The following is a 12,010-nucleotide window of genomic DNA, read 5'->3' as shown; positions in this document are numbered from 1 at the left end:
TCCAGGACGGGTCACCGCCCGCGGTTGCGGGCGTGGTCGCGGGCCTGCCGTTCGTTGCCGTGCTTGTAGTTGCCGGTCGCGCGCGCCATCAGCAGCTGCGCGTCGTCACCCCGGTCGAGGGCGGCGAGGAAGCGCGCGGCGGCGGCACCGCGGAGCGTCCCGGCGGGACGGCCGTGGTGGGTGATCGTCACGGTGCCGCGCTCGTCGATGCGGTGGCCGAAGCCGTCCGGGGTCCCCATCCGCCCAGAGTGGCACGGGGGGCAACCGGTTTTCCCGGGGCCGGTCCGGGGGTTTCCCGGATGGCGCTCGCCCGCGGAGCCGACAGAATGCGTGAGATGACCGGAGGGGGACGAGGGGTGCGGGCCAAGCTCGGGAACAAGTACGTGCTGCCGGGCGCGCAGGTGCTGGTGCTGGTGGCCCTGCTGGTGTCCTACCACGACGGCCGGCTGCGGTTCCCCGCGTACCGCGTCGACCTGGACGTCTACCGGCTGGGCTCGGCGGCGCTGCTGCACGGCGAAGCGCTGTACGGCGCGCTGCCGCCGACCGGCGACGGCCAGCTCCTGCTGTTCACCTACCCGCCGTTCGCGGCGATCCTGCTGGCCCCGCTGACGCTGCTGCCGTACTGGGCCGCCTGCTTCGCGCTCACCCTGCTCACGCTCGGCCTGCTGGCCGTCGTGCTGACGACGGTGCTCCGCGCGCTCGGCGCCCGCTGCGACTGGCGCCGGGTCGGGGCTCTCCTGCTGGTGGCCGAGGTGCTGGAGCCGGTGCTGCGGACGGTGTACGCGGGGCAGATCGACCTGCTGCTGCTCGCCCTCGTGGTGCTGGACGTGCTGGTCGACCACCCGAAGTGGCCGCGTGGCCTGCTGATCGGCCTCGCCGCCGCGATCAAGCTCACCCCGGCCGTGTTCCTCCTGTACTTCCTGCTCCGCCGGGACACCCGGGCCGCCGTGACGACCGTCGTGACGTTCCTGGCCGCGACGGCGCTCGGGTTCCTGCTCGCCGGCGCGGATTCGGTGCGGTACTGGACGAGCGCGTTGTGGGACACCGGCCGCGTCGGGGAGCCGACCTACGCCGGCAACCAGTCCCTGCTGGGGTTGCTGGCCAGGGCCGGGGTGCCGGCGGACACGCGCACCGCGTGGTGGCTGCCGCTGGTGGCGGTGGTCCTGGTGCTGACCGCGCTGGGTGTCCGGCGCGCGCTGGCCGCGGGGGAGACCACGATCGCGCTCGGCCTGAACGCCGTCGGCGGGCTGCTGTTTTCGCCGATCTCCTGGACGCACCACTGGGTCTGGGCCGTGGTCGTCGTCCTCGGCTGGGCGGCCTTGGCCCGCCGCACCCGGCGACGCGGGCTCACGGTCCTGGCCGGCGTAGGCGCGGTGCTGTTCGTCGCCGGCCCGCAGTGGTGGTGGCCACGCGCCGGTGAGGTGGAGCGCCGGTGGACGATCTTCCAGCAGCTCACCGGGAACGGGTATGTCCTCTTCGGACTGGCGGTGCTGGTCGCCGCCGTCCTGGTGCGGTTCCCTCGGCCGGCGGGCGACGTCGTCAGCGGCGGCGTCCTCGCCCGAACCGAAGCCAGCCCGCTCCGAAGATGAGCATCGCGGTGCCGAGGCCGAAGGCCAGGCAGATCGCGGCCGTGTTCATCGGCAGCAGGTCCTCGACCGCCGGCGGCAGCGGGAGGAGCCCGGCGAACCCGAGCACGACGTACAGGCCGCCCGCGCCGATCAGGAACCGGCTCGACAGCGTGTCCGAGCGGGTGCAGAACACCGCGACGGCGCCGGTGAGCAGATGGATCAGCGTCCACAGGCCCGAGACGGCGAACACGCCGAACAGGGTGCGCGGACCGTCGCCGACGGTGACCCCCGGAATCAGCTGCAGCGCGCCGAGGACGAGGAACAGCAGTCCGATGAGCATGCCAATGCCCTGAACGGGAGCCGGGCCCGGTTTCGGCGTCCGGGCCACGGGTTCGGTGCGCGCCATGTGTTCCGGGTTCCCCGTCGGCGGGCTTTTAAAGCACTGGCGCGGGATTGCGTCCGGCGGAGCGGGGTAACCGGGGCCCGACCGGTCCGCCGACGAGGAGCTGACGATGACCCAGTACCACCACACCGCGACCGCCGACGTCCCCGCCGACGAGCTGTTCGCCTTCCTGAGCCACCCGGAGAACCTGCCGCGGTACTTCCCGGCGATGAAGGTCGCCGAGCCCCAGGGCGGCGACACGGTGCACGTCGAGGCCGAGGTGCACGGCCACCGCGTCGCGAGCGAGGCGTGGCTGCACACCGACCCGGCGAACCGCTCTCTGTCCTGGGGCGCCGAAGGCCCGGACGACTACCACGGTGAACTCCGGATCGCCGACGCCGGCCCGGCGTCGTCCGAGATCACCGTGACCCTGCACAGCGTCCGCGAGGCGGACGGCGACGAGGTCCAGCAGGGCCTCGAGCGCACCATCGCGGCGATGACGCACGCCGCGACCGCCGATGCCGACGTCGAAGCGGCCGAGGGCCACGGCGGCTGGACGTCCTACGACCGCAAGAGCGACTCGTCCAGCTGAGGCGGGAACGGGCCGTAGGCGTTGCTGCGCGCGCCGCGGGTGCGCACCGCCGGGATCGCGAACAGCAGCTTGAGCAGGGCGGGCGGCGCGGTGCCCCGGCCGCGGGCCCGCGCCGCCGCGGCTCGCCGCTCGACGCGCACCTGGTCGGCCTGCACCCGCTCGATGGCGCGGATCCGGTCGGCCTGGACCCCGGCGAGGTCTTCGTCGGTGACCTCGCCGCGCCGCAACGGCGGAACGAGGCGGTTCGCCGCGGCAACCGCGTCCTGGACCGCCATCAGGATGCCGTTGCCGCCGACCGGGGAGATGACGTGCGCGGCGTCGCCGAGCAGCAGCAGGCCCGGGCGGTGCCAGCGGTCCACACGGGAGATGTCCACCGACAGCAGCGTCGTCTGCGCAAAATCGGTGAGCAGGTGCGCCCGGTCGGCCAGCCACGGCACGCGCTCGCGCAGGAACGCGCGGATCGGCTCGACCCCGCGTTCGCGCAGCGCGGGATAAGAACCCTTCTCGATGCTGTAACCCACTTGCCAGTCGTGGACGCCGCCGAGGACACCGACGTAGGCGTCGCGCCCGAAGTAGAGGTCGAGGTCGGCGTCGGGCGGGTCGCCGGGGGAGCGCGGCAGCCGGAACCACAGCAGGTCGGTGGTGGCGCCGAGCGGCCGCGCGTCGAGCCCGGCGAGGCGCCGCACGGTGGAGAACCGCCCGTCGGCGCCGACGACGAGGGACGTCTTCAGCTCGCCGCCCCGGTAACGGACGCCGGTGACGGTGCCGTCGTCGTCCTCGAGCAGGCCGGTGACCTTGGCGTTCGTCCGCAGCGTGAACGTCGGCAGCGCGGCCGCGCGCTCGGCGAGGAAGTCTAGGAACCGCACCTGGGGCATCAGCGCGACGTACCCGAACGGCGTGGGGAGCCGGTCGTAGTCGGCGCAGCGGTAAACGCCGGCCGGGGTGTGGAAGCGGAACGAGCGTGCCTTGAAGTGGTCGAGCTCGAGCAGGTCCGTGGCCAGGCCGAGCCGGTCGAGCAGTTCGAGCGTGTAAGGGTGCAGCGAGTCGCCGCGGAAGTCGCGGTCGAAGTCGGAGCGGGCCTCGAACACGGTGACGTCGATCCCGGCGCGGGCGAGCAGGTAACCGAGCAGGAGCCCGCCGGGCCCGCCGCCCGCGACGGCGACGCTCATGGTGTGTCCACAGTGGACAATCGGAAGACGGCCATCTCCGGGAGGTGTGCGCTGATCTGTTCCCGAGTGGCGTCCTGGGGGACCGGGAACGCCTTGACCGCCCACGGCACCGACATCGCGGCCAGGTAGGTGGCGACCACGCCGGCGGCTTCGTCGCCGTCGACGGACTCGGCCCGGCAGTCCTGGCGTTCACCGGCGGCCAGCAGCGCGCATTCGGGCGCGTCGAGGAGGTTCGCGACCCAGTCGCGGTCGCGCACCGGCGAGACGAGGTAGCGCCCGCCGCCCCGCGCGACGACGGCCAGCGGGACGAGCCGTGGCTCGCCGGTGCTGCGGCCACGGGTCTCCACGACCCGCAGGGCGTACCCGCCTTCGGGCGGCGGCTCGCCGGGGGCGCCGATGAGCTTGGCGGTCATTTCGGCGTTCATCGCTCGGATGTCCACCCGGCCCACCGTAGCAAAACTCGCTAGATTGTCTAGCTACCTGGCGGTCTCTAGGATGACTTCCGTGGAAGACGTTCCGGTCGCGCTCCGGGTGAACCTCGCCCTGCGAGAACTGCTGGCGCTCGCCCACGACGTCCAGCTGGCCCTGGCCCGCCGGCTCGACCTCGGGCCGACCGACGTCCAGGCCCTGCAGCACCTGGCCGGCGGCACGCCGATGGGGACGGTCGACCTCGCACACGCGCTGAAGATCCGCTCGGCGTCGGCCACGGTCCTGGTCGACCGGCTGGAAGCCGCCGGGCACGTGCGCCGGACACCCCACCCGAGCGACCGCCGCCGGATCACCCTGACGATCGCCGAGACGGCGCGGGCGGAGGTGCGGGTGGCGCTGGCTCCGCTGGTCGACGCGGTGACCCGGCTGACGGAGGACCTGGCGCCCGGGCAGGCCGAGGTGGTGGCGCAGTTCCTCGGTGACACCACGGAGATCCTGCGCGGGTACGCGGATAGCGTATAACGATCTATACGTCTGAGGTCGAGACCGCACGCTGCCGGTGCACCGCGGAAACCACGGCGGCGACGGCGAACAGTCCACCCGCGACTCCCGCCGACACCTGCACCCCCGTGGTGCAGGCCGCCCGTGCCGCGGCCAGCAGCTCGCCGGCCGCCGCGAGGCCGTGGGCGGCCGCCTGAGCCTGGGCCGGACCCGCCGAAGCGAGGCGTCCCACCGCATCCGGCACCCCAGGCGGCACCACGAGGTGCGCCGCGTACACCGCGGCCGCCAGCGCGCCGAACAGGGCCGTGCCCAGCCCGGCACCCAGCTCGTAGGCCGTCTTCTCCACCGCGGCCGCGCCGCCGGCGCGGTCGGCCGGAGCCGCCGACAGCAGGGTGTCCGTGCTCGACGTCAGGGCGAGCGCCATCCCGAACCCCGAACCCACCAGCCACCACGGTGAATCCACCGCGCCCGCCGCCGGGATCGGCAACACCGCCGCCACCACCGTGAACCCGGCCGTCCGGAGCCGGAGGTTGCCGAACCGCGAAAGCAGCGCCGGGGCCACGACACTGCCCACCGCGGAGGCCCCGAGCACCAGCAGCAGCCGTGCCGCCGCGGCCGTCGGGGAGAGCCCGAGCACCACCTGCAGGTACTGGGCGAGCAGCAGCCCGAGCCCGACGAGTGTGCTCATCACCAGCAGCACCCCGCCCACCGCACCCGGTACGCCCGGCCGCTTGAACAGCGCGAGATCCAGCAGCGGCGCCGGCGACCGGCGCTGCCGCCGGACGAACAGTCCGAGGAGGACACACCCGGCCGCGCCCGCACCGAAGCCGCCCCCCGACGGCCCGATGGCGGACGCGACCCCGAGCACCCCGCCGGCCGCGAGCACCGCGCTGAGCGCGTCCCACCGGCCCCGCCCCGGCGGCGCCGGTGGCAGCCACCGCAGCGCCGCCACCACCGCGGCCAGGATCACCGGCGGGTTCACCAGGAACGTCGCCCGCCAGCCCCACGTCTCGACGAGCAGGCCACCGAGCACCGGCCCGAACACCGAGCCGGTGCCGGCGATCCCGCTGCACACCGCGATCGCCGTGCGCCGCTGCCGCTGCTCCGGGAACAGCTCCCGCAGCAGCGACATCGTCACCGGCATGATCATCGCGCCGCCACAGCCGAGCACCGCGCGCGCCGCGAGCAGCGCCGGGACCCCGGGGGCGAACGCGCAGCCGAGCGACGCCACGCCGAACACGACGTAACCGGTGACGAGGACCCGCCGCCGTCCGTAGCGGTCGCCGAGCGTGCCGAACGGCAGCAGCAGCGGCGCCGCGGTGAGCGGGTAGATCGCCACGATCCACACCTGGGCGGCGGCGCCCGGCCGCAGCTGCCGGACCAGGTCGGGTAGCGCGACGTGCAGCACGGTCGCGTCCACCGCGACGAGGAACAGCCCGGCGCCGAGCACGGCCAGCAGCGGCCACGCCCGGACCCGGGTCACGGCCACAGCAGGCCCGCCAGGTGCCGCGCGACCACGTCGACGTGCGGCGGATCGACCACCGACAGGTGGTGCGCGGCGACCGGCACGATCTCCAGTCGCGGGCACAGGTCCGCCCAGCCCGCGGCGAGGTCCGCGCGGGAGTACCGCGGCTCCATCGCCAGCCCGGCGGCGTACGGCTCGGTCGCCCGGTACAGCACCACGCGGCCGGCGTAGGGCCGCGGCGTCCCGCGTTCGGCGGCCAGGGTGTCCAAAAAGGACTGACGTTGGTGCCGCAGCACGCCCGGGCTGAGCAACCCGGCCTCGGCGACGCGTCGCATGGTGAGTTCGATCTGCTCCTCCTCGGGCAGCGGCGCGAGCTCGTCGTGGCCGAGGGCGACGGCCCGGCCGTAGGTGCCTTCGACGTACCCGGTGAACCGCAGGAACCGCCGCGCCGACGACGCCCGCGGGTCGAGGTCCGGCTCCGGCAGCGGGAGCATGGTGTCGACGAGCGCGACGAGATCCACCTCGTCGCCTTCCTCCGCGAGCCGCGCGGCGACGCCGTAGGCGAGCGCGCCGCCGAACGACCAGCCGGCGAGCCGGTAGGGCCCGTGGGGGAGCCGCGCCCGCACCAGCGGCAGCAGCCGTTCGACGCGCTCTTCGATGCTGGTGCCGGGAACGCGTTCGAAGCCGACGCACGGCACGCCGGCGGGCAGCCGGTCCAGCAGCGGGCGGTAAACGGTGCACGTGCTGCCTCCGGGGTGGAACAGCAGCAGTGGCGGGGTTCCGGCGTCGCCCGGCTTGAGGACGTGGACCGGCCCGCGTTCCTCCCGCGTGTCGAGGACGGCGCGCGCGACGTCGGCGATGGCGGCAAGGGAGTCGTGCCGCAGCAGCTCGGCCGGATCGACGGGGGTGTCGAGCTCTTCGGTGAGCCCGTCAGCCAGCAGCCGGGAGAGCCGTTCCGGCTGGTCGGTGCCGGTCAGCCGGACGTGCGTGCCACCCGCGTCGGTGCCGGTGTGCTCCCGCCAGAGCCGCAGGACGAGCCGGTCGGCGGCGTCCCACGCACGACCGCGAGCCGGTCGCGGAGTGTCGTCTTCGCGCGGCGCGAGATCGCGGTTGAGGTCGGCGAGGGTGGCGCCACGCAACACGGCGGCGGCATCGGGTTCGGCACCCAGCTCCCGCCGGACGGCTTCGCGGATCCGGTTGGCCATCAGGGAGTCCAGCCCGAGTTCGACGAGCGGGACGTCCGCGTCGAGGTGGTCGGGGGAGAGCCCCATGATCGCGGCGACGATCTCGGTGAGCCGGTTGCCGTCGGGTGCCGGCGGCAAGACCGGACCGACGGGCGCGGCCTGCGTGGCGTGACCAGGCGCCGGAGCAACCTCGGTGTACCAATGCCGTTCGTGCCGCCAAGGCATCGGCGGAACGTCGGCCAGCCGCGCCCCGGCGTCCGGGTCGGTGAGACTCAACGACACACCGGCGCAGTACAGCGTCGCCGCCGCCGCGCCGAACGCGCGGACCTCGTCCTGGCCGCGGCGCAACGTTCCCGTCACCACGGCATCCGGCAAGCCCGCCGCCGAGAGTGTCCGGGCCACCGAACCCCGCAGGATCGGGTGCGGCGACACCTCGACGAACACTCGGTGCCCGTCCGCGGCCGCCGCCGTGACGGCCTGGCGGAACCGCACCGGGCGGCGCAGGTGCGCGGCCCAGTAGCCGGCGTCGAAGTCCGGCAGCTCGCGCGGGTCGGTCAAAACCGTGTCGTACCACGGCACCAGCGGCCGCCGCCCGCCGAATTCGGCGAGGGCGTCGCGCAGCGGGCCGAGCACGGGCTCGACCCCGGCCGAGTGGCCGGCCACTTCGACCGGCAGCCGCCGCGCGGTCCGGCCGGCCGCCTCCAGCTCGGCGACGAGCCGATCCAGCACGTCCGCAGCGGCGGCGACCGTGACCTGCCGCGGCGCGGAGTCGACGGCGAGCTCCACCTCCGGATACCCGAGCAGCTCCTCCGGCGTCAGCTCGACGGCGGCCATCGCGCCGCCCGGCCGGACCGTGCCGAGCAGCCGGGCCCGGGTCGCGACCAGGTGGACGGCCTCGTCGGCGCTCAGCACTCCGCTCACCACCGCGGCGGCCGCCGAACCGAGGGAATGCCCGAGGACGGCGGCGGGCCGGACGCCGAGCGCCTCCCACCGGGCGGCCAGCGCCACCTGCGTCCCGAAGATCGCCAGCTGGGTTTCGGGCAGCGAGAACGGACCCGCCGAGCCCAGCAGCGCGCGCAACGACCGTCCGGTGTGCTCGGTGAACGGGTCGCCGAGCTTGTCGACCTGCGCGGCGAACGCCGGTTCGGCTTCGAGGAGGCCGCGGCCCATCCCGGCCCACTGGGAACCGTGCCCGGAGAACACGAAGACCGGGCCTTCGCCGGGGTTCGCGGTGCCGGAAACCGCGCCGGCGGGCAGCGGGTCGGCTCCGGCGCCGACCGCCCGCAGCAGCGTGGCCAGCTCGGCCCGGTCCCCGGCGACAACCGCGGCCCGGTGCCGGGCGCCGTTGTCGCGCCGGAACAGCGTGTGCGTGACGTCGGCGAGCGAACCCGCGGCCGGGGAGTCCAGCCAGTCCGCCAGCTGTGTGGCCCGCTCGGCGAGCCGGTCGCGAGTGCGGGCCGACAGCAGCCCGATCCGGACGCCGGTGCTCTCCGGCGCCGGGGCCGGGGGCGCGGCCTGCTCGACGACGACGTGCGCGTTGGTCCCGCCGAACCCGAAGGCGGACACGCCGGCCGTGGCGCGGCCCGAGTGGCGGGGCCACGGTGTCGGCTCGGTGACGACTCGCAGCCGCAGCTCGTCGAACGGGATGTGCGGGTTCGGCGCGGTGAAGTGCAGCTGCGGCGGCAGCTCGCCGTGCGTCATCGCCAGCACGACCTTGATCAGCCCGGCGATCCCGGCCGCGGCTTCGGCGTGCGCGATGTTCGTCTTCACCGACCCGATCAGCAGCGGCCGGTCGGCGGGACGACCCGCGCCCAGGACCGCGCCGAGCGCGCCCGCCTCGATCGGGTCGCCGAGCAGGGTGCCGGTGCCGTGCGCCTCCACGTAGTCCACAGTGGACGGATCGAGCCCGGCGCCGCGGTAGGCGTCACGCAGCATCGCCTGCTGGGCAACGGGGCTGGGCGCGGCCAGGCCGTTCGACCGGCCGTCGGAGTTGACGGCCGAGGACCGGACGACGGCGAGCACCCGGTCGCCGTCGACCTCGGCGTCCGCCAGCCGCTTGAGCACCACGACACCGCACCCCTCGGCGCGCGCGATGCCGTCGGCGCCGGCCGCGAAGGTCTTGCAGCGCCCGTTGCCGGCGAGCAGCCCGGCGGCGGCGAACGCGGCGGTCGGCCCGGGCAGCAGCATGAGGTTGACCCCGGCAGCGAGCGCCAGGTCCGCTTCGCCGTCCCGCAGCGCCCGCACCGCGTGGTGCACCGCGACCAGCGACGACGAGCACGCGGTGTCCACCGCCATGCTCGGCCCGCGCAGGTCGTAGACGTAGGACAGCCGGTTGGCGGCGATGCTGCCCGCGGCGCCGGTCGCCGTCCACAGGTCGGGCTCGCCGCCGGTCATCGTGAGGTGGCCGTAGTCGTGGGTGGCGATCCCGGTGTACACGCCGGTGCGGCTCCCGCGCAGCGACACCGGCGCGATCCCGGCGTGCTCCAGCGCCGCCCAGGCCACCTCCAGGAGCATGCGCTGCTGCGGGTCCATCACCGCCGCCTCGCGCGGGGTGATGCCGAAGTGCTCGGCGTCGAACCCGGCGACGTCGTCGAGGAACCCGCCGGCGACGGGCGCGGCGCCGGCGTCCCAGCGGCCGGGCGGCGCGGTCCGGACGGCGTCCCGCCCGGTCCGCAGCAGCTCCCAGAACTCGCCGGGACCGTCGGCGCCGGGCCACCGGCAGCCGAGGCCGATCACGGCGACCGGGTCGGTCCGGCGGCGGTCCTTGCCCGGCGCCTCGGCCTCGGGCTCGTCGCCTGCGATGAGACTGCGGGCGAGGTGGTTGATGGTCGGGCTCTCCCACAGCAGGGTCGCGGGGAGCCGGGTGCCGAGCAGGTCTTCGAGGTCCGCGGCGATCCCGACGGCCTGGCGGGAGGACAGGCCGTAGTCGGCGAGCGGGCGGTCGGGCTCGACGTCGGCGCCGGTGTGCTCGGCGACCAGGTCGAGCAGCCGGCGGCGGAGGGCGTCGGGGTTTCTCATTGCGCCAGGACCTTTCCGTAGTCGCCGGCGAGGTAGCGGTCGCGGCAGGCGCCGCGCGCGATCTTGCCGCTGGAGGTGCGTGGCACCCGGCCGGCCGGCACGAGCAGGACCTCGCGCAGGGCCAGGCCGTGCGCGTCGGAGACCAGCCGCCGGATCGTGGTGACGAGGTCGCGTTCCGCCTGCTCGCTCAGGTCTTCGTGGGCGCGGTGCTCGGCGACCAGGACGACGGACTCGGTGTCGGCGCCCTCGGTCGCGAAGGCGGCGACGCTGCCGGGGCGGAGCGCGCCGTGGGCGGCCGCGGCGGTCGCCTCGACGTCCTGCGGGTAGTGGTTGCGGCCGTCGACGATGATCAGGTCCTTGATCCGGCCCGCGATGTGCAGCTCGCCCTCGTGGCGGACACCGAGGTCACCGGTGCGCAGCCACGGCCCCTCGGGCAGCCCGGCGTGGTCACCGGCGAGCCGGGCGCCGAAGGTTTTCTTGCTCTCCAAGGGTTTCTGCCAATAGCCGGCACCGACGTTGGGGCCGTGGACCCAGATCTCGCCGACCGAGCCGTCCGGGAGCGCAACGGCGGTGTCCGGGTCGACCAGCGCGACGTGCTGACCCGCGGGAACCCCGCAGGCGACCAGCCGGACGCCGTCGGCGGCCGGGCGCGCGGTGCCGGTCGAGAGGGCGTCGCGGTCGAAGGTGGTGACGCGCGGGGGCACGGCGGGGCCGGTGGTGACGAAGACGGTCGCCTCGGCCAGGCCGTACGCGGGCCGCGTCATCTCCGGCCGGTACCCGGCGGCGGCGAACGCCGTGTGGAACCGCTCGAGGACGTCGGGGTTGATCGGCTCGGCGCCGTTGACGATCGCGGCGACCCGCCCGAGCCGCAGCCGGGCGCGGTCGGCGCCGGACACGCGGCTCGCGCAGTAGTGGAAGGCGAAGTTCGGCGCGGCGCTCCAGGCGCCGGCGTGGTCGCCGAGCAGCTCCAGCCAGCGGACGGGGCGTTCGATGAACGCCAGCGGGTCCATCAGCACCGACCGCAGCCCCAGTGCCAAGGGCGTGACCAGGCCGAGGACGAGGCCCATGTCGTGGAACAGCGGCAGCCACGACACCGTGGTGGCGGCGTCCCGGTCGAGCCCGAGGCCCCGCACGGCTTGGCGGACGTTCGCCAGCACGTTCGCATGGGTCAGCACCACGCCGGCCGGGCTGCGGGTCGAGCCGGACGTGTACTGCAGGTAGGCGACGTCGTCCGGCGCCGCTTCGGGCGCGGGCCACGAGCGCGCCGGGCCGGGGCAGTCGACCGCGACGACCGGAACGTCGGCAAACGCCTCGACGGCGGCGTGGGCGGTGGTCGTCGTGACGACCGCCGTGGGCGCGCAGTCGGCGAGCACCGCCGCGAGCCGTCCCGCGTGCCCGGGCAGGCCCGGGGCGAACAGCGGCACGGCGATCGCGCCCGCGGTGATCGCGGCGAGGAACCCGACGACGTAGTCCGCGCCCTGCGGGCAGAGCACGGCCACCCGGTCGCCGGGGCGCACCGGGAGCGCGGCCGCGGCGGCGTCGACACGCTCGGCCAGCTGCCGCCAGGTGAGGGTGCGCCGCCGCCCGTCGCGGTCGGTGGTGAAGTCGGCGAACGTGAGCGCGGCGTTGTCGGGGGTCGTCGCCGCCCAGTGCCGCAGGCAGGCGGTCAGGGTGTCGCCGCCGGTTTGCTCCAGGGACATGG

General features: G+C 75.0%; 10 protein-coding genes. 3 read left to right on the top strand and 7 right to left on the bottom strand.

Annotated features, from left to right (window positions below):
• Nucleotides 1-11: 11 nt before the first annotated feature.
• Nucleotides 12-239, bottom strand: coding sequence for a hypothetical protein (locus tag ACIA5G_RS10165; RefSeq protein WP_395922229.1), 228 nt, complete (start codon nucleotides 237-239; stop codon nucleotides 12-14).
• 96 nt (nucleotides 240-335) lie between these two features.
• Here ACIA5G_RS10165 and ACIA5G_RS10160 point away from each other — a divergent pair, with 96 nt between their 5' ends.
• The gene (locus ACIA5G_RS10160) at nucleotides 336-1,589 is read left to right on the top strand and encodes a glycosyltransferase 87 family protein (protein ID WP_395922227.1); all 1,254 of its coding nucleotides are present in this window, start codon (nucleotides 336-338) and stop codon (nucleotides 1,587-1,589) included.
• Here the strand turns inward: ACIA5G_RS10160 and ACIA5G_RS10155 are convergent.
• Complete coding sequence (locus ACIA5G_RS10155; RefSeq protein ID WP_395922225.1) at nucleotides 1,540-1,908, bottom strand: DUF4383 domain-containing protein; 369 nt, start codon at nucleotides 1,906-1,908, stop codon at nucleotides 1,540-1,542. The two genes, ACIA5G_RS10160 and ACIA5G_RS10155, sit on opposite strands and share 50 nt — an antisense overlap.
• A gap of 172 nt (nucleotides 1,909-2,080) precedes the next feature.
• Here ACIA5G_RS10155 and ACIA5G_RS10150 point away from each other — a divergent pair, with 172 nt between their 5' ends.
• The gene (locus ACIA5G_RS10150; protein ID WP_395922224.1) at nucleotides 2,081-2,542 is read left to right on the top strand and encodes an SRPBCC family protein; all 462 of its coding nucleotides are present in this window, start codon (nucleotides 2,081-2,083) and stop codon (nucleotides 2,540-2,542) included.
• Here ACIA5G_RS10150 and ACIA5G_RS10145 read toward each other — a convergent pair.
• On the bottom strand, nucleotides 2,512-3,711 hold the full coding sequence (locus ACIA5G_RS10145; RefSeq protein WP_395922222.1) for an FAD-dependent oxidoreductase: 1,200 nt from the start codon (nucleotides 3,709-3,711) through the stop codon (nucleotides 2,512-2,514). The two genes, ACIA5G_RS10150 and ACIA5G_RS10145, sit on opposite strands and share 31 nt — an antisense overlap.
• Nucleotides 3,708-4,151: a nitroreductase/quinone reductase family protein gene (locus ACIA5G_RS10140; RefSeq protein ID WP_395922221.1), complete on the bottom strand. Its 444-nt coding sequence runs from the start codon at nucleotides 4,149-4,151 to the stop codon at nucleotides 3,708-3,710. The genes ACIA5G_RS10145 and ACIA5G_RS10140 overlap by 4 nt, the downstream gene beginning before the upstream one ends.
• A gap of 64 nt (nucleotides 4,152-4,215) precedes the next feature.
• Here ACIA5G_RS10140 and ACIA5G_RS10135 point away from each other — a divergent pair, with 64 nt between their 5' ends.
• The gene (locus ACIA5G_RS10135; protein WP_395922219.1) at nucleotides 4,216-4,662 is read left to right on the top strand and encodes a MarR family winged helix-turn-helix transcriptional regulator; all 447 of its coding nucleotides are present in this window, start codon (nucleotides 4,216-4,218) and stop codon (nucleotides 4,660-4,662) included.
• A 4-nt stretch (nucleotides 4,663-4,666) separates the two neighbouring features.
• On the opposite strand, the gene ACIA5G_RS10130 is transcribed toward ACIA5G_RS10135, so the two are convergent.
• From ACIA5G_RS10130 to ACIA5G_RS10120, 3 genes are read right to left on the bottom strand one after another with little or no spacing between them, the layout of a single operon-like run.
• The gene (locus tag ACIA5G_RS10130) at nucleotides 4,667-6,130 is read right to left on the bottom strand and encodes an MFS transporter (RefSeq protein ID WP_395922217.1); all 1,464 of its coding nucleotides are present in this window, start codon (nucleotides 6,128-6,130) and stop codon (nucleotides 4,667-4,669) included.
• A complete protein-coding gene (locus tag ACIA5G_RS10125) occupies nucleotides 6,121-10,308 on the bottom strand; it encodes a beta-ketoacyl synthase N-terminal-like domain-containing protein (protein ID WP_395922215.1) in 4,188 nt (1,395 codons plus the stop codon). The genes ACIA5G_RS10130 and ACIA5G_RS10125 overlap by 10 nt, the downstream gene beginning before the upstream one ends.
• Nucleotides 10,305-12,008 (bottom strand): fatty acyl-AMP ligase, encoded by a 1,704-nt coding sequence (locus tag ACIA5G_RS10120; RefSeq protein ID WP_395922214.1) that lies wholly within the window; start codon nucleotides 12,006-12,008, stop codon nucleotides 10,305-10,307. Before ACIA5G_RS10120 ends, ACIA5G_RS10125 begins: the two co-directional genes overlap by 4 nt.
• Between the last annotated feature and the right edge of the window lie 2 nt (nucleotides 12,009-12,010).

The sequence above is a fragment of the Amycolatopsis sp. NPDC051758 genome (genome assembly GCF_044453095.1).
Taxonomy (GTDB): Bacteria; Actinomycetota; Actinomycetes; order Mycobacteriales; family Pseudonocardiaceae; genus Amycolatopsis.
The sequence above is the reverse complement of the archived record's forward strand: the minus strand, read 5'-3'. Positions and strand labels throughout refer to the sequence as shown.

Excerpts from the sequence above, each read along its gene's own strand:
- ACIA5G_RS10165 (WP_395922229.1), bottom strand. The coding sequence starts at position 239 with ATGGGGACCCCGGACGGCTTCGGCCACCGCATCGACGAGCGCGGCACC.
- ACIA5G_RS10160 (WP_395922227.1), top strand. The coding sequence starts at position 336 with ATGACCGGAGGGGGACGAGGGGTGCGGGCCAAGCTCGGGAACAAGTAC.
- ACIA5G_RS10155 (WP_395922225.1), bottom strand. The coding sequence starts at position 1,908 with ATGCTCATCGGACTGCTGTTCCTCGTCCTCGGCGCGCTGCAGCTGATT.
- ACIA5G_RS10150 (WP_395922224.1), top strand. The coding sequence starts at position 2,081 with ATGACCCAGTACCACCACACCGCGACCGCCGACGTCCCCGCCGACGAG.
- ACIA5G_RS10145 (WP_395922222.1), bottom strand. The coding sequence starts at position 3,711 with ATGAGCGTCGCCGTCGCGGGCGGCGGGCCCGGCGGGCTCCTGCTCGGT.
- ACIA5G_RS10125 (WP_395922215.1), bottom strand. The coding sequence starts at position 10,308 with ATGAGAAACCCCGACGCCCTCCGCCGCCGGCTGCTCGACCTGGTCGCC.
- ACIA5G_RS10120 (WP_395922214.1), bottom strand. The coding sequence starts at position 12,008 with ATGTCCCTGGAGCAAACCGGCGGCGACACCCTGACCGCCTGCCTGCGG.